Origin of the sequence: Pseudomonas sp. G.S.17 (assembly GCF_038096165.1) — a bacterium.
In the GTDB taxonomy this organism is placed as follows: domain Bacteria; phylum Pseudomonadota; class Gammaproteobacteria; order Pseudomonadales; family Pseudomonadaceae; genus Aquipseudomonas.
Map to the genome: position 1 here is coordinate 3,969,300 of NZ_CP151076.1, position 19,048 is coordinate 3,988,347.

The window sequence follows — 19,048 nt, forward strand, 5'->3', positions numbered from 1 at the left end:
CGTTTGCATGCCGTGCGGCGGGGAAAGCCAGGCGTAAAATCCCAATCCGCAGGAGCGAATTTATTCGCGAAGGGCCGACACATCCAACAGAGACTCAGCGCCTGAAACATTGCTTCGCGAATAAATTCGCTCCTACGGTGACGGAGCGAACTGAAAAGACTTATCGCCCGGCGCGGGACTCACGGATGTAGAAGCGTGCTTTCTCGGCCTTGCTGGTGCAACCTTCGAAGGCTTCAAATTGCTGCTGGGTCTTGGCGCCGGTCAACAATGACAGGGCTTTGGAATAGCTGACGGTTCCGGCGAAGCCTTCGGCCTTGGCCAGGTCCAGCTCGTGCCAGGCCGAATCCAGTTGCGTGGCGCAGCTGTCGCGGTACCCGGTTTTGCCGGCGCAACCTGTTAAAACCAGAGCTAATAATGGCAGGCAGATCCAGGCTTTCATCGGTGTTACCTCGGGAATAAGAATCGAATGTGCGAGTTGGACGGTCCGGGCGTTTAAAAGTGCCGTGGAGCCGGGCAGCAAGAGTAACTGTTTTTTACCTGCGACAAGTCTTCACAGGCTGCCCGGGAAGCACGATCATGCCTATTTGCGCGTATGGTGTGCCAACTTCAGGAGCCCGACATGAAAAAACGCATCGCTTTGGTACTCGGCTCCGGCGGCGCACGCGGTTATGCGCATATCGGTGTCATCGAAGAATTGGAGCGGCGCGGCTACGACATCGCGTGTATCGCCGGCTGCTCCATGGGGGCGGTGGTCGGCGGCATCTACGCAGCGGGCAAGTTGCAGCAATACCGCGCGTGGATCGAGAGCCTGGATTATCTGGATGTGTTGCGGCTGGTGGACGTCAGCTTCCGCCTCGGTGCCATACGCGGTGAGAAGGTTTTCGGCCAGATCCGGGAAATCGTCGGCGAAATCAATATCGAAGACCTGCGCATACCTTACACGGCGGTGGCCACCGACCTGACCAACCAGCAGGAAATCTGGTTTCAGGAAGGCTGCCTGCATCAGGCGATGCGGGCCTCGGCGGCTATCCCCAGTTTGTTCACGCCGGTCATGCAGGACGGACGCATGCTGGTGGACGGCGGTTTGCTCAACCCGCTGCCAATTGTGCCGGTGGTGTCCAGCCATTGTGATCTGATTGTCGCAGTGAACCTGAACTCCACCAATCAGGGGCATTACCAGTTGCCGGTCATCGAACGTCCGCCGGCGGTGAAAAAACGTTTCGACAGCCTGATCAGCTCGCTGGGATCGCGCCTGCCGTTCCGCCGCAAGCTGGATACTGCGGGCGGTGACGTCCTGCGCCTGGAGCAGGACAGCCTCAAGTCCCGCTCGGCGACCATTGCCAACCCATGGCTGGGCGAAGACTCGGCCGATCCGCAAGGGCAACAACCGGCTGCGGCGCCTCAGGGCGAGAGCGCGCCGAAATCCGCTACCGGTTCGGTCATCATCGATAACGTCGGCCCGGCATCGCTGCTGGATCTGATCAACCAGAGCTTCGAAGTCATGCAGACCTCGCTGGCGCAATACAAGATCGCCGGTTATCCGCCGGACATCCTGATCAACGTTCCCAAGCGGGTGTGCCGGTTTTTCGAGTTCTACAAGGCCCCGGAACTCATCGCTCTGGGCCGCGAGATCGCCAGCGATACGCTGGATCGGTATGAGGCGGAGCATAGGCGCTAAACAGACCTGTGGGAGCGAGCTTGCTCGCGAAAGCGTCAGGTCAGGCGACGCCTATACAGAATGTGAAATCGATTCGCGAGCAAGCTCGCTCCCACCAGGCCGTGTTGGTCAAACCTCCCGCAACCGATACCCAAAACGACGGATCTGCTGCGGATGGACTGGCTTCCTCCCGGCTGAAGCCGGTCCTACGGGATGACCGTATTCCAACTGTGTGGGAGCGAGCTTGCTCACGAAAGCGTCAGGTCAGGCGACGCCTATACAGAATGTGAAATCGATTCGCGAGCAAGCTCGCTCCCACCAGGCCGTGTTGGTCAAACCTCCCGCAACCGATACCCAAAACGACGGATCTGCTGCGGATGGACTGGCCTCCTCCCGGCTGAAGCCGGTCCTATGTATGGACTCGCCCACACTTTCAACCTGCTTTTGAACACTGCTACCCGGTTGCATCTATGTATAAGGCCTGTTCGAGGAAGCGTTACGGCTTCTGGCCAACATTGGGTAAGCTCGCGGTATGCCGATTACGTTAAGGCCTCAAAGGGCCAGTAGGACCGTAGGCATCTATCCGCGACGGTCTGACCTGGGGTCAATGTTCTTCAGCAGCGGTTGAGGTGACTCAGCACCCCGGTGGCAGAACTCTGTTGATTAATGATTCATCGTCGCCTCCTGGCAACCTGCAGGCTGACGACGATAGGTCTGATTGTTTTGCAGCAGCACCCAGACGATGCGCAGGTTTCTATTGGCCAACCTTACGGCTGCTCCTTTTTGACCATGCTGACTTAGCCAGCGTCGTAGCCGGCGATCATCGGGATGCTCCGAATCAGGCTTCACCTGCCTTAACACGGCGTGCGCTCCTTGAATCGACAGGCTGCGAATATAGCCATCTCCGCGTCTGCAAATTCCTCCCAATCGGATTTTTTGCCCGCTGCTGTGCTGCTCGGGCACCGTGCCGAAGTAGGCAGCAAACATTCGGGCATTGGCGAAACGCTCAGGCTCAGTCTGTTTGGCCAGCAAGGCCGTGGCGATGATTGGGCCGATGCCGCGCACTGTCATCAGACGCTTTGCTGTCTCATCTTCGCGCGCTGCTGCTTCCAGACGGCCCGTCAGTACATCGATGCGCTCACCCAGATGGCTCCATTCGCCCAGCATTTCATCAATCAGCTCGCGCAACATATCCGGCAATGGCTGGATGGCATCTTCCAATATACGTGGGACATTTCGGCTGAGGGTCACCGCCCCTTGCGCCATGGCAATACCCTGTTCCAGCAACAGCCCGCGTATCTGATTACCCATTGCAGTGCGCCGCCTTACATACCCTTGTCGAGCACGATGCAGAGCCTGCATGGCCAGTTGTGCGGTGCTTTTGACTGGCACTGGCGCAATGTTTACATCTCGTCCTGAACGCAATATCGCCAGCACATCGTTGCGATCATTTTTGGCACCGCTACGATGTTTGGCGACATGTTGCGCCGGTAAAATTCGCGCCTGATTGCCTTGTGCTTGCAACAGCCGCGCCCAAGCCTGCGCGCCAGGGCCGGTCTCCATCAGCACCGTCACGCCTGCCGGCAGTTTTTGTAAAAAGGCCACAAAGGTTTCGCGTGACTTGATCCGCTCTTCGTAAATGACCTGACCAAGGGCATCTTCCCCGGCCACCTGGAACACATTCTTGGCAAGATCTACCGCCACTGTCGAACAAGCCGACACGTCGGCTGAAGACAAGGCGTTACTTTTGGTCGTATGCTTTTTCATGGACTCGCCCTCGCTGTCGTTGGCTTCTTAAGAATGCCACCGTGGCGCTACAGACGCCTCGGCTTGGGCGAGTCCATCCAATTACGGGATGACCGTATTCCAACTGTGTGGGAGCGAGCTTGCTCGAGAAAGCGTCAGGTCAGGCGACGCCTATACAGAATGTGAAATCGATTCGCGAGCAAGCTCGCTCCCACCAGGCCGTGTTGGTCAAACCTCCCGTAACCGATACCCAAAACGACGGATCTGCTGCGGATGGACTGGCTTCCTCCCGGCTGAAGCCGGTCCTACGGGATGACCGTATTCCAACTGTGTGGGAGCGAGCTTGCTCGCGAAAGCGTCAGGTCAGGCGACGCCTATACAGAATGTGAAATCGATTCGCGAGCAAGCTCGCTCCCACCAGGCCGTGTTGGTCAAACCTCCCGCAACCGATACCCAAAACGACGGATCTGCTGCGGATGGACTGGCTTCCTCCCGGCTGAAGCCGGTCCTACGGGATGACCGTATTCCAACTGTGTGGGAGCGAGCTTGCTCACGAAAGCGTCAGGTCAGGCGACGCCTATACAGAATGTGAAATCGATTCGCGAGCAAGCTCGCTCCCACCAGGCCGTGTTGGTCAAACCTCCCGCAACCGATACCCAAAACGACGGATCTGCTGCGGATGGACTGGCCTCCTCCCGGCTGAAGCCGGTCCTACGGGATGACCGCATTCCAACTGTGTGGGAGCGAGCTTGCTCGAGAAAGCGTCAGGTCAGGCGGCGCCTATACAGAATGTGAAATCGATTCGCGAGCAAGCTCGCTCCCACCAGGCCGTGTTGGTCAAACCTCCCGCAACCGATACCCAACCCCGGCCTCGGTAACGATAAACCTCGGTGCGGTCGGGTCGTCGGCGAGTTTCTGCCGCAAGTGGCCGACAACGATGCGCAGGTAGTGAGTGTCTTCGGTGTGGGTCGGGCCCCAGATGTCCTTGAGCAATTGCTGCTGGGTGATGACCCGCCCCGGATACCGCGCCAGTTGCGCCAGCACGGCGTATTCCTTGCGGGTCAGGCCGACTTCGACGCCGTCCAGCAACACCCGGCGATACGCCAGATCCACGGTCAGCGGCCCGAACTGCAATGCGGCGCTCGGTGGCTCGCCGCTGGGTGCCTGGCGCAGCAAGGCGCGGATGCGGGCGAGAAATTCCTGAATGCCAAATGGCTTGGTCACGTAGTCATTGGCGCCGCCATCCAGCGCCTCGACTTTCTGTGCTTCGCTGGCGCGCACCGAAAGCACCAGCACCGGCACGCCGGACCATTCGCGAAATTCGCGCAGGACCTGCTGGCCATCCATGTCCGGCAAACCGAGATCCAGCACCAGCAAATCCGGCTTGTTCAAGGCCGCCTGGCTCAAACCTTCGGTGCCGGTCCCGGCTTCGATGACTTTATAGCCCTGTGACGCGAGGCTGATGCGCAGAAATTTGCGAATCTGCGGCTCATCGTCGATCACCAGAATGGTTGCGGTCTGACTCATGAATGCCTTGGCTGTGCAGTGGGCGGAATGACAGCAAGACTATCAGACGGCGATTCTATTTCCGCTTCCGGTTGCGCCTGTAACGGCAAATGCAAGGTGATGCAGGTGCCCCGCCCTTCAATGCCCGGCCCCACGCTGATCCGCCCGCCGTGAGCGCCGACCATGCCCTGACAGATTGCCAGCCCCAGACCGGTGCCCTGCCCGCCGCGATCACCACGGGCGGCGGTGTAGAACATGTCGAAAATCTTCGCCCGCTCGTCTTCGGGAATCCCCGGCCCTTCATCGCTGACCGAGAAAAACAGTTCGCTGTCAGTGGCACCGGCCTCCAGCTGCAAGCGGCCGTTGACCGGCGAGAAGCGCGCGGCGTTTTCCAGCACATTGACCAGCGCCTGTTCGATCAAAGCCGCATGCACGTAGAGCAGCGGCAGTTCGGCGGGCACCTGGACGCCGACTTGCAGCGATGCCAGCACCACACGCAGCCGATTCAGCGCACTGCCGACGATATCGCCAGCCGATACCCAATCCCGCGCCAGCTTCAACGCGCCGTGGCCGAGCCGGGTCATGTCCAGCAGATTCTGGATATAGCGATCCAGACGCTCGGCTTCGTCCCGGGTACCTTCCAGCAGTTCGCGACGATCCTGCAAAGGAATGGCTTCGCCCAGCGATAACAAGCTGTCGATGCCGCCGCGCATGGCGGTGAGTGGCGTGCGTAGGTCATGGGACACCGAGGCCAGCAAGGCGCTGCGCAATTGTTCGGTTTCGCCATGCAGACGCGCGGCTTCCAGGTCCTCGGCGAGTTGCGCCCGGGCCAACGCCTGAGCCAGCGGCTGACTGAGGGCGGTCAGCAAACGCCGACGCTGGGCGCTGAATGGCTGCCCTTCACGAGGGCAAACGCCGAGCAAGGCCAGCGGGCCTTGCTCGCCGGATAACGGCCACCACCACCAGCGACTTGACGGCAAAGTGCCAGTTCCGTGGCCAGCAGCCTGATCATGCTGCCAGGCCCAGTCCGCCGCTGCCCGCTCCGGTTCAGACAATTGCAGCGCAGTGCCGCTCGCCACGTTCCAGCCACCCTCGCCATCGCGCTCGATCAGGCACACCTCCAGCTCGCGCCAGCCATTGAGGTGCTGGCCCGCAGCGCTGAGTACGGCTTGCCGATCCGTGGCCGCCGTCAGTTTGCGCGACAGATCCAGCAGCTCGCTGGTTTCCTCCTGCGTGTCGCGCAGCGCCTGCAACTGCCGCCGCTGACGCGCCGCGAGATTGCCGGTCAGGGCCGACATCAGCAGGAAGAACAGCAAGGTCAGCACGTCTTCTTCGCGCTGAATGCTCAGGGAAAAATTCGGCGGGATGAATAAAAAGTCATAGGCCAGAAACGACAAGGCGGCGCAGGCCAACGCCGGCCCGACGCTGCTGCGCACCGCCACCAGTAAAACCGCAGCGAGAAACACCAGCGAAATATTCGGCAATGCGAGCACGCCAGACACCGCCCAGGCCAACGCACTGGCCAACAGCGTGGCGAGCAGCGCCAGGCCGTAATCGAACCAGAGGATTCTGCCTGGCGAGCGGATGCGCGGTGGATCGGCCAATGGTTCGCTGTCGAGTACGCTGACTTCCAGCCCATGGGCTTCACGCAGCAGCCGCGCTGCAACGCCACCGCCGAACAACCGGCGACACAAGCGAGGCCGCGACTGACCCACCAACACCAGACTGGCGCGGCGTTCGGCGGCATGTTGAATCAGGGTTTTTGCCACTTCCCCCGCGCGCAGCAGGACCACTTCGCCCCCCAGGCGTTCGGCCAGTTGCTGGGCGTTTTGCAAACGTGTGCGGGCCTGTTCGTCGAAAGCCCGGCCGTTATCCACATGCACCAGACTCCAGGGCAGATGCCGCCGTTGCGCCACACGGCTGGCGTGGCGCACCAGACGTTCGGCGTGCACATCGCCATCAATCCCCACCAACAAACGGCCGCGCACTGGCGGCGCATCCCGGCCCATCTGCCGATAACCCTGCGTCAGGTCGTCGTCGACTTGCGCGGCAGCGGTCTGCATCGCCAGTTCGCGCAGCGCCGTGAGGTTGGTCTGGGTGAAAAACGCGTCGATGGCGGCTCGCGCCTGTTCCGGTACGTACACCTTGCCGTCGCGCAGCCGCTCCAGCAATTCACGGGGCGGCAGATCGATCAGCACCAGTTCGTAGGCTTCCTGCAAGACCCAGTCCGGCAGGGTTTCCCGAACCTGCACACCGGTGATGCCGCGCACCTGATCATTGAGGCTTTCCAGATGCTGGACGTTGACCGTGGTGTAGACGTCGATGCCCGCAGCGAGCAGTTCCTGAATGTCCTGCCAGCGCTTGGTGTGACGACTGCCCGGGGCGTTGCTGTGGGCCAGTTCGTCGACCAGCACCAGTTTGGGCTGGAGCGCGAGCACGCCGTCGAGGTCCATTTCTTCCAGGGTTACGCCCCGGTATTGCGAGCGCAGCAGCGGCTGTTGCGGCAACCCGCCGAGCAAGGCTTCGGTTTCGGCGCGGCCGTGGGTTTCCACGACTCCAGCCAGCACCCTTACACCCTGACGCAACTGGGTATGGGCGGCCTGGAGCATGGCGTAGGTCTTGCCCACCCCCGGCGCGGCGCCCAGGAACACTTTGAGTCGACCACGCCCGTCCTTGGGCATATCGGCTAGTAACGCGTCGGCACGGCCGGAATCACTCATGGTTGCAGTTGCTCATTCAAAGCTGGGCATTACGTTGCGCAGACGGTAACTCATTCAACGCCTGATTCAAGGTCAATACGTTGACCACCGGCGGGCCGATCAGCGGCCGATAGGTGCTGGCTTCGATCAAACCCTGCACTTTATCGAGTGGCAACTGCCGGGCAGCGGCGACTCGGGCCGCCTGATAGGTGACGGCCGTCGGCGGCAGATGCGGATCAAGGCCGCTGCCGGAAGTGGTCAGCAAGGCCAATGGTACCGGGCCCTGGCCTGGCACCAACTCCTTGCCAGCATCGTCAGTGATCCGGGCGGCCAGCGCCGGATTGCTCGGCGACAGGTTACTCGCGCCACTGGCGACCGTGGCAAATGCCCCGGCCGAAGGGCGTGAATGGAACCACTCATCACCCGTAAACGACTGGGCGATCAGGCTCGATCCGCGCACCTTGCCGGCGGTGTCGTAAATCAGGCTGCCATTGGCCTGGTCCGGAAACGCTACCTGGGCAATCCCGGTAACCACCAGCGGATAGGCCGCGCCGGTGATAAGCGTCATCAGGACGAGCAGGCTCAGGGCGGGACGCAAGAATGTGGACATGATGTAAATCCTCGGATTAAGGGAGATCGGGTTCAAACCAGGTTCAGGGCCACCAACACCATGTCGATCGCCTTGATCCCCACAAACGGCACGACGATCCCGCCCAGGCCGTAGATCAGCAGGTTGCGACGCAGCAGTTGCGCGGCGCTGGCGGCTTGCACGCGCACGCCGCGCAGGGCCAGCGGGATGAGCACAACGATGATCAAGGCGTTGAAGACGATGGCCGACAGAATCGCGCTTTGCGGGCTGGCCAGTTGCATGATGTTCAGCACGCCCAGTTGCGGATAGATCGAGGCGAACAGTGCCGGGAGGATGGCAAAATACTTGGCAATGTCGTTGGCGATGGAGAACGTGGTCAGCGCGCCACGGGTCACCAGCAATTCCTTGCCGATCTGCACCACATCCAGCAGCTTGGTAGGATCGCTGTCCAGATCAACCATGTTCGCCGCTTCCCGCGCGGCCTGGGTGCCATCGTTCATCGCCATGCCCACATCGGCCTGGGCCAGGGCTGGCGCATCGTTGGCACCATCGCCGCACATCGCCACCAGACGACCGTCGTTCTGCTCCATGCGGATACGTTCGAGTTTCTTCTCCGGCGTGGCTTCGGCCAGCACGTCATCGACCCCCGCCTCCGCTGCAATCGCCGCAGCAGTCAGCGGGTTGTCGCCGGTGACCATCACGGTGCGAATGCCCAGCTTGCGCAGTTCGGCAAAACGTTCACGAATGCCCGGTTTGACCACATCCTTGAGGTGAATCGCCCCCAGCAGCTTTTTGTCGACACACACCAGCAACGGCGTGCCGCCAGTCTTGGCGATCTTGTCGATTTCCCGCGTCAGGGCGGGAGGCAGATCACTGCGCTGCATGCCGACGAAGGCCAGCAGCGAATCCACCGCGCCCTTGCGATACACGCGCGCTTGATAGTCCACGCCGGACAAGCGCGTTTCGGCGCTGAACGGCACGGCCGTCAGTTCGGTGGGCTGCGGCTCCAGCATCGGGTGCAGGTTGCGCAGGTATTCGACGATGGATTTGCCTTCCGCCGTATCGTCGGCCAACGAAGCCAGCAACGCACCCTCGCCAAGTTCTTTGGGACTCACGCCCGGCGCGGCGTACAGCGCGGTGCAACGACGGTTGCCGAAGGTGATGGTGCCGGTCTTGTCCAGCAGCAGCACATGCACGTCGCCCGCCGCCTCCACGGCGCGCCCGGATTTGGCGATGACATTAAGGCGCACCAGCCGATCCATGCCAGCGATGCCGATGGCTGAGAGCAAGCCGCCAATGGTGGTCGGAATCAACGTGACCAGCAGCGCCACCAGAAACACCAGCGGCAGGCTGCCACCGGCGAAGTGGGCGAACGGCTGCAAGGTCACCACCACCAGCAGGAAGATCAGCGTGAGGCCGATCAGCAGGATATCCAGGGCAACTTCGTTGGGGGTCTTCTGGCGTTTGGCGCCTTCGACCAAGGCGATCATCCGGTCCAGAGTCGATTCGCCGGGATTGGCGCTGATCCGCACCAGCAGCCAGTCCGAGACCAGCCGCGTGTTGCCGGTGACCGCTGAACGATCGCCGCCGGATTCGCGAATCACTGGCGCGGATTCCCCGGTAATCGCTGCCTCGTTGACGGCGGCAATGCCTTCGATCACCTCGCCGTCACCGGGGATCATCTCTCCGGCTTCGACCCGCACCACGTCGCCTTTGCGCAAGGCGCTGGCATTGACCATGCTGAACGCGCCCGCCTCGTCACGCCGCCGCGCCTTGAGCCCTTCGCTGCCGGCCTTGAGGCTGTCGGCGCGGGCCTTGCCGCGACCTTCGGCCAGGGCTTCAGCGAAGTTGGCAAACAACACGGTGAACCACAACCACAGGGCGATTTGCACCGCCACTGAAGTCGGTACCGCCGGATCGGGGATGACGCACAGAATCGTGGTCAGGATCGCGGTGAGTTCCACCACCAGCATCACCGGCGAACGGACCAGCTGGCGTGGATCGAGTTTGACAAAAGCCTGAATCAGCGCCGGACGCCACAGGGCGGAGAAGCGGGTTTTGCCCGGTTCGGTCGGCGTGGATGATCCGACCGGTTTTGCAGCAGGTATGTGCATCGTCATGATCGGTTCCTCAGAAGCCCAGGCTCAAGTGTTCGGCAATCGGCCCCAGTGCCAGGGTTGGCAGAAAGGTCAGGCCGCCCACCAGCAAAATGGTCACGGTCAGCAAGGTGACGAACAGCGGGCCGTGGGTCGGAAAGCTGTTCAGGCCCAGCGGTGCGGTTTTTTTCATCGCAAGGCTCCCGGCCAAGGCCATGACCGGCAGGATGTAACCGAAGCGACCGATGAACATCGCCAGGCTGAGCATCAGGTTATGGAATACGGTGTTGGCGCTGAAACCGCCGAACGCCGAGCCGTTGTTGGCGGTGGCCGAGGTGTAGGCGTACAGCAGCTGGCTGAAACCGTGCGGACCGGGATTGCTCACCGACGCCAGCGGCCCGGGCAGACTGGCCGCCACCGCGCCGAGTACCAACACACCCACCGGCATGACCAACAGCGTGGCGACCAGCAGCTTGACCTCATGGGCCTGCAGTTTTTTGCCAAGATATTCCGGGGTGCGGCCAATCATCAGGCCAGCGAGGAACACCGCGATCAACACGTTGAGCAGCATGCCGTTGAGGCCCACGCCGACGCCGCCGAAGATCACTTCGCCGACCATCATGTTGGCCAGGGCGACCATGCCGGTCAGCGGGTTGAGGCTGTCGTGCATGGCGTTCACCGAGCCGTTGGACGCCGCCGTGGTAGCGGTCGCCCAGAGCACGGTCGCAGTGGTACCGAAGCGACTTTCCTTGCCTTCCAGCGGCGCGGTCTGCTCGACATTAACGATGTTCAGCGTCGGGTTCGGCTGATACTCGGCCCACAGCGATACACCGCCGCCGATCAACAGCAAGACCAGCATGCAGGCGACGATTGCCCGGCTCTGGCGCAGGTCTTTCACGTAATGGCCAAAGGTGAACACCAGCGCCGCTGGAATCAGCAGGATCGACGCCAGTTCAAACAGGTTGCTCCACGCCGTCGGGTTCTCGAACGGGTGCGCCGAGTTGACGCCGAAGAAGCCCCCGCCGTTGGTGCCCAATTGCTTGATGGCGATCTGGCTGGCAGCCGGGCCCATGGGTAGGCTTTGATCAGCGCCTTGCAGGGTCACGGCGTCAATGTAATGGGCGAAACTCTGCGGCACGCCCTGCCAGACCAGAAACAGCGCGAGCACGATGCACAGCGGCAACAGCCCATAGAGCGTGACCCGGGTCATGTCCGCCCAGAAGTTGCCGAGGTTTTGCGTCGAGCGCCGACTGATACCGCGACAAAATGCCAGCAATACGGCGATGCCTGTCGCGGCACTGACAAAGTTCTGCACCGTCAGGCCGACCATCTGACTCAAGTAGCTCAAGGACGCTTCGCCGCTGTAGCTCTGCCAGTTGGTGTTGGTGACGAAACTCATCGCGGTGTTGAACGCCTGCGACCATTCCATGCCCGGCAACTGTTGCGGGTTGAGTGGCAGCGCGCCCTGCCCGAGCAACAGGGCAAACAGCAGGACGAAACCGGCGAGGTTGAAGGCCAGCAGAGCGAGCAGATAGGTTTTCCAGTTCTGCTCGACCTTCGGATCAATGCCCGACAGGCGATAGCAGAGGTTTTCCACCGGACGCAGCACCGGCGTCAGCCAGGTTCGCTCGCCTTCCACTACCCGATAATAGAAACGCCCCAGCAACGGCGCGGGCAACAGCACCAGCGCCAGGAAAGCCAGGATCAATAGATAGTCATAACTGTGCATGGCTGCTCCTAAGTCCGGCCTGCGCGTAGCAGCGCAACCAGCAAGTAAATGAACAGTCCTGCCGCCAATAGCAGGGACACCCCATCCAGAACGCTCATCGAAATACTCCGTCGCTGCGGCGATTGCCGCGTGTGAGCCATTGTCGGGAAAGAGGGCGTAAAGGAACGAGATCGACGGGTGCGGGGCGGCGTAAAGAAGGCGTAAAAATGGGTGTGGAGCGCGGTAAATCCGTTGGATCTCTGGATTGCAGTCACAGTGCCACCTGTCACTTCTTACAGGTTCCAGATCCGGCGCAAGGCGTTATCGTGACGAGGTGCAACAAACGACATGGAGTCGACGATGAACTACTCAGCACAGAAAACCGCCCCCGCAGCGAACGCCCACTGGCGCATGGGCGCGCCGACCGTGCAATTGACCGCCAAGGAAATGGAAGTCCTGCAATGGGCGGCGCTGGGTAAATCCGCCTGGGAGATCTCGCGCATTCAGGAGCGGACGGAAGCCGCGGTCAATTTCCACATGGGCAACATTCGCCGTAAATTCGGGGTTAATTCCCTCAGGGCCGCTTTGATCAAGGCCATTGAGCAGCGGGTAATTTTGCTGGAATGACACTCTGACGCGGGCCTTTGTACCGTTCCCGATACATTCCCGACATTCCCCCGACATCCGATCACCCCACCCTTTCGCCGCGCCTCCCGGCGAAGTAGCATGCAGGGGCGTTGATCATCAATAGCGGCCAGTGATGGCGGCATCACCAGGCGGCAGTTGCATCATGCAAGCAAGCACCGACATTCCTTCAGACAACGCCCCGATTGCAGATCAGCGCTGGAATACGCGCGCCTTGATCGTCGATGACGATGTACCCATCCGCGAGCTGCTTTGCGATTACCTGGCGCGCTTCAACATTCAGTGCCGGGGCGTAACCGACGGCAACGAAATGCGTCAGGCGCTGGGGCAGGAAACCTTCGACGTGATTGTGCTGGACCTGATGCTGCCGGGCGAAGATGGCCTGTCGCTGTGTCGGTGGCTGCGCGGCACGTCGGACATCCCGATCCTGATGCTCACGGCCCGTTGCGAACCCACCGACCGCATTATCGGCCTGGAACTGGGCGCCGACGATTACATGGCCAAGCCTTTTGAACCGCGCGAACTGGTGGCGCGAATTCAGACCGTGCTGCGCCGGGTACGCGACGACCGCAACGATCAGCGTTCCACTGTGCGTTTCGATGCCTGGCGCCTGAACAGCGTGCTGCGTCAGCTGACCGCCGCCGATGGCTTGGTCGTGCCGCTGTCCAACGCCGAATTCCGCTTGCTGCGGGTCTTTCTGGAACGTCCGCGCCGGGTGCTGAGTCGTGAACAGCTGTTGGATGCAGCACGCGGTCGCTCCATCGAAGCCTTTGATCGCAGCATCGACTTGCTGGTCTCGCGCCTGCGCCAGAAGCTCGGCGACGACCCGAAGAACCCGCAACTGATCAAGACCGTACGCGGCGAAGGTTATCTGTTCGATGCCAGGGACATCGGTTGATTCGCTCCGCCGACACCCTGTTCGCCCGCCTGTTCGGTGGGGCGTTGGTGGCTATTTTTCTGGCGCATCTGCTGGCGTTCACGTGGTTCACGATGTATGGCTTCCCGCCTCCACCGCCCCCTGAAGCTAACAACCCTCAGCATCAGTCTGCTGAATTTCAGGGGGAGCGCCCTGAGCCACGCACTCCTCCAAGAAAGCCGCCGCTATTTGGTGGGCCTGTCGTGCCGCTGTTTTTTCAAACGATTACCCTGGTGATTGCCGCCTGGTACGGCGCCAAGGCTTTGAGCCGGCCGATCCAGCGCCTGAGCGAGGCCGCCGAGCGGCTCAGCGAAAATCTCGACAGCCCGCCGCTGGAAGTCAGCGGCCCGCGCGAGGTGCGGCAGGCCGCGCAAACCTTCAACCTGATGCAAGAACGTATCCGCGATCAAGTGCAGCAGCGCGGCCGCATGCTCGCGGCGGTGTCTCACGACCTGCGCACACCGCTGTCGCGCCTGAAGCTGCGGGTCGAGCAGATCGACGAGCCGAAACTGCACACGCAGATGAGTCAGGACCTCAACGACATGATCGGCATGCTCGACGCGACGCTGACTTACCTGAATGAACAGCGCAACAGCGAGGATTTGCAGCTGTTCGACTTGCAGGCGCTGATCGATTCCTTGACCGAAAACGCTCAGGACAACGGCGACGACGTGCAATGCAACGGTGGTTGCAAACCGCTGAAAATCCAGCCCATGGCCTTGCGTTCCTGCATCAACAACCTGATCGACAATGCCTTGCGCTATGCCGGGCAGGCGCGGGTCGACATTCAGGACCAGGACGATCACGTGACTGTTGCCGTGATCGACAACGGGCCAGGCATTGCCGTCGAGCACCATGAAACGGTGTTCGAGCCTTTCTATCGCCTGGAAGGCTCGCGCAATCGCAACTCCGGCGGCGTTGGCATGGGCATGACCATTGCTCGGGATGCCGCGCGGCGCATGGGCGGCGACCTGACCCTGGAACAAACTCCGGGCGGTGGCCTGACTGTGCTGCTGGACCTGCCTCGGCGTTGATCCGCCCGGGTGTCTGGCGCGATACAAACCTTACATACCCTCGACAACTCCCGCCTTGAGTCTACATAAGCCAGTGCACCGCCACCGGCCCAATCCAACCTGATGGGAGTTCGCCCGATGATCAGTGGCGTCAGTAATAGTTATTCGAGCTATACCAGCACGAGCGCGAGTGCAACTTCGAGCGCGAGCAGCAAGAAATTCCAGGAACAGTTACCGGCCAAGCTCGATACCGACGGCAGCGGCGCCATCAGCGCCACCGAACTGACCAGCGCTCTGGATGCGGACAGCAATAACAGTGTCAGCGTTGATGAACTGATGGCCGCGCTGTCGCCGAACGACAGCAACCAGACCAGCAGCAACGATGCAGCGGCTCAGGCGTTGAGCAAGATGGTTGCCGCATTGAGCGAGCGTTATGACACTGAAGGGAACAAGCCGGTAGGCAAATACCTGAGCGTCGCGGCGTAAAGGGGATCACGGAAAAAACCAATCTCCGTCGATACCGTCTTGACCCTCATCACACAACCCGTAGGACCGGCTTTAGCCGGGAGGGCGGAGGGTCTGACGACGCAACTGCTGCGAATGTACCGGACTCCTCCCGGCTAAAGCCGGTCCTACGGGATCTATTCAACTTCGAACAGCGCTTAGCGCTGAACCGTCCGAGCCCCGCGCACCCAGTCAGTCAACAAGCTATACGCCACCGCCAGCAACGTCGGGCCGATGAACAGGCCGATGAAACCGAAGGCCAGCAAGCCGCCAAAGACACCCAGCAAGACGATCACCAACGGCAGGTTGCCGCCGCGACTGATCAGGTAGGGCTTGAGCACGTTGTCCACGCCGCTGATGATGAACATGCCCCAAAGCCCGAGGAAAATCGCCATGCCGTATTCGCCATTCCACGCCAGCCAGGCCGCGGCCGGAATCCAGATCAGCGGCGGGCCCATGGGAATCAGGCTGAACAGGAACGTCATGATGCCCAGCACCAAGGCGCCCGGCACACCTGCGATCAAGAAGCCGATCAGCGCCAGGACCGCTTGCGCCGCCGCTGTCCCGATCACGCCATTGACGACGCGCTGTACCGTGCCCGCCACCAGTTCCAGGTAATACTCGGCGCGCTCGCCGATCAAGCGTTCCAGCAGGCTGAGCACGAATGCTGCCAGGCGCGGCCCGTCGCGGTAGAAGAAGAACACGAAGACCAGACTCAAGGTCAGCTCCAGAATCCCTCCGCCAATCTGCGCGCTGCGGGCCAGCAACCAGTTGCCCACCTGCCCCAGATAAGGCCGCAGCGTGGTAATCATCGCCGCGCCCTGCTGATCGATAGTGTTCCAGAACGCTACCAGCCGCTCGCCCACAAACGGAACCCCGACCAGCCAGGTGGGTGGATCAGGTAAACCATCGACCTGCACATCCTTGATGAAGGCCGTGGCATCACGCACATGATCGGCCAGATTGAAGCCCAGCCAGACCAGCGGCGCCGCGACCAGCAGCATCCAGCCCAGCGTCAACACCAGCGCCGCCAGCGACTCGCGACCCTTGAACCAGCGCGTCAGCAGGCGCATCAGCGGCCAGCTGGCAAACGCCAGCACTGCGCCCCAGAACAACGCCGACCAGAACGGCGCCATCACCCAGACACACGCACTGAGCAACGCCAGGAGCAGGGTCTGCACCAACAGGCGATCGTTATTGAGCATGGGTCTATCCAGTAAAAAGAAGATCAGAAGCGCAAAGCATAACGGCGAACACTGAACGCGTCAGTGTTCGCCGTGTGCAAAAGTGGATTCAGTGCCGGTTCAGGTGAGTTCGGTCAACGTATGACGTCGATGAACAGGCCAATTTTGTCGCCCCCGCCCGCTTCGAGCCGCGCCGCGCGTACGCCTTTGGCGATCAATGCCTGACGCCACGCTTCGGCGTCGGTACCACCAATGGTCACCCGCAACGAGCTGTCCAGATTCAGGCCTCTGGAAACCAGCGTCACCCAAACGTCCTGTGGCGCCCCGGCCAAACGCGGCAGCGCCAGTTTGCCGGTGCTCTTGAGTTGTCGCAGCAGCGTCGCCGAGGTCGGCAACAGATCGCCCAAAGGTGCGGCCGATTCGAACTGTTCGACATGCAGATACGCGCGGCGGTTGCCACGAGTAATGCTGTACAAGGCCACCAGCGTGTCACTTTTCGGCTCTGCCAGACGCAACAGCAAATAAGCTTGCTGTTCGTCCGCCCCGTAGAGCTTGGAATTACCGAACACTTCATTGGCCCACAGGCTGCTTTCGCCGCAGTCGCGCGCCTGACACCAGAACAGCAGCTCCGCGCCCTGGGCTTGCAAGGCTTCGCGAGCGGCGGTAAAGGCTTCGTCCGAGGTGCGTTCGGCAGGTATCTGATAAGTCACGCCGGTGACATTTCCACGGGCGCTGACCTGCGCTTCGTAGCGCAGTTGACCGCTGATCTTGCGCACCGAGCCCATGGGATAAATGCGTTCTAGCTCCGCAACGGTGTGGTAGTCGACAATCTCGGCATCGGTCAGGCGGGGCAAGATATCCAGATCGCGACTGCCTGGAACGTCCGCAGCCCAAACGCTCAGGCTGAACGCCGAAGCACACAAGGTGAATCCAAGAGCACTGGTAAAACCCATGACTGCTCTCATCGATGCGAGGTTAATTGAAGGAAATGGGCAGGTTTGCCAGGCAAGCGATCAGGTAAGGCGGTGCGGACATCCATCGATTTAACTCCTGTTTCAACCCGCCCAGCCTCGGCAGTTGCCAGGCGCAAGTCAAGGAGCGGTAAAGAAGCGATTGAAACAGTCTGCGACAAGAATTGCACCGGCGTCGTCATTCAAGTGCAAATGATGGCCGCCTGGCAGGCTCGTCACCTGAAAAGGCAGCGACGCCAGCAGCGCCTGATTTTTCGCCAGCATCCCCTCCTGCGCCACGATCAGTTGCGTCGGACAGTGGATTGCGGCGACGAACGCCAGCGCTTGCTCACGCGTGACGCGCACCGCCGAGGGCAAGGTCAGCCGGTTGTCGCTGCGCCAGGTGTAGCCACCCGGTACCGGCATCAAGCCGCGTTGAGCAAGCAACTCGGCGGCCTCATGACTAACGGCAACCACGCCTTTCATGCGAGCGCGAATCGCGTGGTCCTGATCGGGATAGACCGGTTTGCGCTTGGCGCTCAGGTTTAATTGCGCATGCAGGGATTTACCCAGCTGTTCTGCGGCATTCTCGACCTCGCCAGTGGGCGGGATCAAACCATCAATGAGCGCCAGCCGGGTAACACGCTCGGGCAGCGCGGCAGCGAGAAGTACCGAAATAATCGCCCCCAATGAATGCCCCAGCAGCGAGAACTGTTGCCAACCGAGCTGTTCGGCAACCTGCAAGACATCGTGGGCGTAATCCGGTAATGAATAACCGGCGCCTTGCGGGCGATGCTCGGAATGGCCATGACCGGCCAGATCCAGGGCGACGATGCGCAGGCCTTCAAGCCTGGGCGCCAGGCGGGCAAAGCTGTTGGCGTTGTCCAGCCAGCCATGCAGGGCGATGACCGGCTGGCCGTCTTCCGGGCCGAACAAATGCGCGGCCAGTTCAATGTGCGGCAAGCTCAACCGGACTTCTTCGACCGGACAGCTCATGCGCTGACCTGCACAGTGTCGAGCGCAGCCCAGCGGGCGAACAAGGTCTTGAGCAGTTGCGCGGTGGCCTCGGGCTGTTCCAGCGGAAACATATGCCCACCGGGCATCGACAGATATTCACCTTGGGGCAAGCGCCGTACGGAACGCGCATGGTGACGCATGACCACCCGACTGTGTTCGCCGCGCACCATTGCCAAAGGGACCTTGAGCTGACGTGAACCGTCAGGCCGGGTATGCGGAACGCTGCGGTAGATGCTGATTTCCGTGGCCGGGTCAAAACGCAGGCGCAGCTGTTCGCCATCGGTCTGCAACCCATGAATCAGATAGGCATCGAAGCACTCGGGATCAAAGCGCCGAAACAAGGTCTTACTGGCGAAATATAGACGCGCGGCGTCAAGGTCGGCAAAGGCTTCGCGACGTCCCAGAGTGCGGCCGGCTGGGGTGATGCGGTCGATGAAACCAAAGCGTTTGGCGGCACGGATCATCCACTGATCGGCCAGGGTCAGCACTGGAGAATCGAGCATGACCACACCGCGATACAGCTCAGAACAGCGCAGCGCGGCATGAAAATGCAGCACGCCACCCAGGGAATGACCCACGCCCCACACCGGTTCGGGCTGTTCACGCAGGTGATGGATCAATTCGTCGACCAGATTCAGCCAGTTGTCATCGACCGGGAAACGCGGGTCATGGGCATGCTGCTCCAGATGGCTCACGACGTAATCCGGCGCCAGCGCCGTAAACAACTTGCCGTAAGTCGCCGACGGAAAACCGTTGGCGTGAGCGAAGAACACCTGTTGCGACATGCCGGCATATCCAGTGAGCAAACCAGTGACGAT

General features: G+C 61.2%; 17 protein-coding genes. 5 read left to right on the top strand and 12 right to left on the bottom strand.

Features of this window, described 5'->3' with window-relative positions:
• Positions 1 to 160 precede the first annotated feature (160 nt).
• A complete protein-coding gene (locus AABC73_RS18690; protein ID WP_020289290.1) occupies positions 161 to 439 on the bottom strand; it encodes a hypothetical protein in 279 nt (92 codons plus the stop codon).
• Between the two features lie 180 nt (positions 440 to 619).
• On the opposite strand from AABC73_RS18690, the gene AABC73_RS18695 reads away from it, so the two are divergent.
• Positions 620 to 1,678: a patatin-like phospholipase family protein gene (locus AABC73_RS18695; RefSeq protein ID WP_341520443.1), complete on the top strand. Its 1,059-nt coding sequence runs from the start codon at positions 620 to 622 to the stop codon at positions 1,676 to 1,678.
• Between the two features lie 642 nt (positions 1,679 to 2,320).
• Here the strand turns inward: AABC73_RS18695 and AABC73_RS18700 are convergent.
• The 7 genes from AABC73_RS18700 to kdpF form a co-directional block, all read right to left on the bottom strand.
• Complete coding sequence (locus tag AABC73_RS18700) at positions 2,321 to 3,379, bottom strand: IS110 family transposase (RefSeq protein ID WP_341524163.1); 1,059 nt, start codon at positions 3,377 to 3,379, stop codon at positions 2,321 to 2,323.
• Between the two features lie 861 nt (positions 3,380 to 4,240).
• A complete protein-coding gene (locus AABC73_RS18705; RefSeq protein WP_341520444.1) occupies positions 4,241 to 4,930 on the bottom strand; it encodes a response regulator in 690 nt (229 codons plus the stop codon).
• Positions 4,927 to 7,629, bottom strand: coding sequence for a sensor histidine kinase KdpD (locus AABC73_RS18710; RefSeq protein WP_341520445.1), 2,703 nt, complete (start codon positions 7,627 to 7,629; stop codon positions 4,927 to 4,929). Before AABC73_RS18710 ends, AABC73_RS18705 begins: the two co-directional genes overlap by 4 nt.
• Before the next feature lie 16 nt (positions 7,630 to 7,645).
• Positions 7,646 to 8,218: a potassium-transporting ATPase subunit KdpC gene (gene kdpC / locus AABC73_RS18715; protein ID WP_341520446.1), complete on the bottom strand. Its 573-nt coding sequence runs from the start codon at positions 8,216 to 8,218 to the stop codon at positions 7,646 to 7,648.
• Positions 8,219 to 8,250: 32 nt separating this feature from the next.
• Positions 8,251 to 10,317 (bottom strand): potassium-transporting ATPase subunit KdpB, encoded by a 2,067-nt coding sequence (gene kdpB, locus AABC73_RS18720; protein ID WP_341520447.1) that lies wholly within the window; start codon positions 10,315 to 10,317, stop codon positions 8,251 to 8,253.
• Positions 10,318 to 10,327: 10 nt separating this feature from the next.
• The gene (gene kdpA, locus AABC73_RS18725) at positions 10,328 to 12,022 is read right to left on the bottom strand and encodes a potassium-transporting ATPase subunit KdpA (protein WP_341520448.1); all 1,695 of its coding nucleotides are present in this window, start codon (positions 12,020 to 12,022) and stop codon (positions 10,328 to 10,330) included.
• An 8-nt stretch (positions 12,023 to 12,030) separates the two neighbouring features.
• Positions 12,031 to 12,120, bottom strand: a complete 90-nt coding sequence (gene kdpF / locus AABC73_RS18730; RefSeq protein WP_044901127.1) for a K(+)-transporting ATPase subunit F — start codon at positions 12,118 to 12,120, stop codon at positions 12,031 to 12,033.
• 292 nt (positions 12,121 to 12,412) lie between these two features.
• Between kdpF and AABC73_RS18735 the strand changes: the two genes are divergently transcribed.
• From AABC73_RS18735 to AABC73_RS18750, 4 genes are all read left to right on the top strand, one after another.
• A complete protein-coding gene (locus AABC73_RS18735; protein ID WP_341524278.1) occupies positions 12,413 to 12,628 on the top strand; it encodes a helix-turn-helix domain-containing protein in 216 nt (71 codons plus the stop codon).
• Between the two features lie 163 nt (positions 12,629 to 12,791).
• A complete protein-coding gene (locus tag AABC73_RS18740) occupies positions 12,792 to 13,544 on the top strand; it encodes a response regulator (protein WP_341520449.1) in 753 nt (250 codons plus the stop codon).
• Positions 13,541 to 14,596, top strand: coding sequence for a HAMP domain-containing sensor histidine kinase (locus tag AABC73_RS18745; RefSeq protein ID WP_341520450.1), 1,056 nt, complete (start codon positions 13,541 to 13,543; stop codon positions 14,594 to 14,596). The genes AABC73_RS18740 and AABC73_RS18745 overlap by 4 nt, the downstream gene beginning before the upstream one ends.
• 117 nt (positions 14,597 to 14,713) lie before the next feature.
• Entirely contained in the window at positions 14,714 to 15,061 is a 348-nt protein-coding gene (locus AABC73_RS18750; RefSeq protein ID WP_341520451.1) for a hypothetical protein, read from the top strand.
• A 176-nt stretch (positions 15,062 to 15,237) separates the two neighbouring features.
• Here AABC73_RS18750 and AABC73_RS18755 read toward each other — a convergent pair whose 3' ends face one another.
• The 4 genes from AABC73_RS18755 to AABC73_RS18770 form a co-directional block, all read right to left on the bottom strand.
• Positions 15,238 to 16,284, bottom strand: coding sequence for an AI-2E family transporter (locus tag AABC73_RS18755; RefSeq protein ID WP_341520452.1), 1,047 nt, complete (start codon positions 16,282 to 16,284; stop codon positions 15,238 to 15,240).
• Between the two features lie 113 nt (positions 16,285 to 16,397).
• Positions 16,398 to 17,216, bottom strand: coding sequence for a DUF4892 domain-containing protein (locus AABC73_RS18760; protein WP_341520453.1), 819 nt, complete (start codon positions 17,214 to 17,216; stop codon positions 16,398 to 16,400).
• Positions 17,217 to 17,354: 138 nt separating this feature from the next.
• Positions 17,355 to 18,209 (bottom strand): alpha/beta hydrolase, encoded by an 855-nt coding sequence (locus AABC73_RS18765; RefSeq protein ID WP_341520454.1) that lies wholly within the window; start codon positions 18,207 to 18,209, stop codon positions 17,355 to 17,357.
• Positions 18,206 to 19,015 (bottom strand): alpha/beta hydrolase, encoded by an 810-nt coding sequence (locus AABC73_RS18770; protein ID WP_341520455.1) that lies wholly within the window; start codon positions 19,013 to 19,015, stop codon positions 18,206 to 18,208. Before AABC73_RS18770 ends, AABC73_RS18765 begins: the two co-directional genes overlap by 4 nt.
• Positions 19,016 to 19,048: the final 33 nt, after the last annotated feature.

Excerpts from the sequence above, each read along its gene's own strand:
- kdpA (WP_341520448.1), bottom strand. The coding sequence starts at position 12,022 with ATGCACAGTTATGACTATCTATTGATCCTGGCTTTCCTGGCGCTGGTG.
- AABC73_RS18750 (WP_341520451.1), top strand. The coding sequence starts at position 14,714 with ATGATCAGTGGCGTCAGTAATAGTTATTCGAGCTATACCAGCACGAGC.
- kdpF (WP_044901127.1), bottom strand. The coding sequence starts at position 12,120 with ATGAGCGTTCTGGATGGGGTGTCCCTGCTATTGGCGGCAGGACTGTTC.
- kdpC (WP_341520446.1), bottom strand. The coding sequence starts at position 8,218 with ATGTCCACATTCTTGCGTCCCGCCCTGAGCCTGCTCGTCCTGATGACG.
- AABC73_RS18735 (WP_341524278.1), top strand. The coding sequence starts at position 12,413 with ATGGGCGCGCCGACCGTGCAATTGACCGCCAAGGAAATGGAAGTCCTG.
- AABC73_RS18690 (WP_020289290.1), bottom strand. The coding sequence starts at position 439 with ATGAAAGCCTGGATCTGCCTGCCATTATTAGCTCTGGTTTTAACAGGT.
- AABC73_RS18765 (WP_341520454.1), bottom strand. The coding sequence starts at position 18,209 with ATGAGCTGTCCGGTCGAAGAAGTCCGGTTGAGCTTGCCGCACATTGAA.
- AABC73_RS18705 (WP_341520444.1), bottom strand. The coding sequence starts at position 4,930 with ATGAGTCAGACCGCAACCATTCTGGTGATCGACGATGAGCCGCAGATT.
- kdpB (WP_341520447.1), bottom strand. The coding sequence starts at position 10,317 with ATGACGATGCACATACCTGCTGCAAAACCGGTCGGATCATCCACGCCG.
- AABC73_RS18760 (WP_341520453.1), bottom strand. The coding sequence starts at position 17,216 with ATGGGTTTTACCAGTGCTCTTGGATTCACCTTGTGTGCTTCGGCGTTC.
- AABC73_RS18770 (WP_341520455.1), bottom strand. The coding sequence starts at position 19,015 with ATGTCGCAACAGGTGTTCTTCGCTCACGCCAACGGTTTTCCGTCGGCG.
- AABC73_RS18710 (WP_341520445.1), bottom strand. The coding sequence starts at position 7,629 with ATGAGTGATTCCGGCCGTGCCGACGCGTTACTAGCCGATATGCCCAAG.
- AABC73_RS18695 (WP_341520443.1), top strand. The coding sequence starts at position 620 with ATGAAAAAACGCATCGCTTTGGTACTCGGCTCCGGCGGCGCACGCGGT.
- AABC73_RS18740 (WP_341520449.1), top strand. The coding sequence starts at position 12,792 with ATGCAAGCAAGCACCGACATTCCTTCAGACAACGCCCCGATTGCAGAT.
- AABC73_RS18755 (WP_341520452.1), bottom strand. The coding sequence starts at position 16,284 with ATGCTCAATAACGATCGCCTGTTGGTGCAGACCCTGCTCCTGGCGTTG.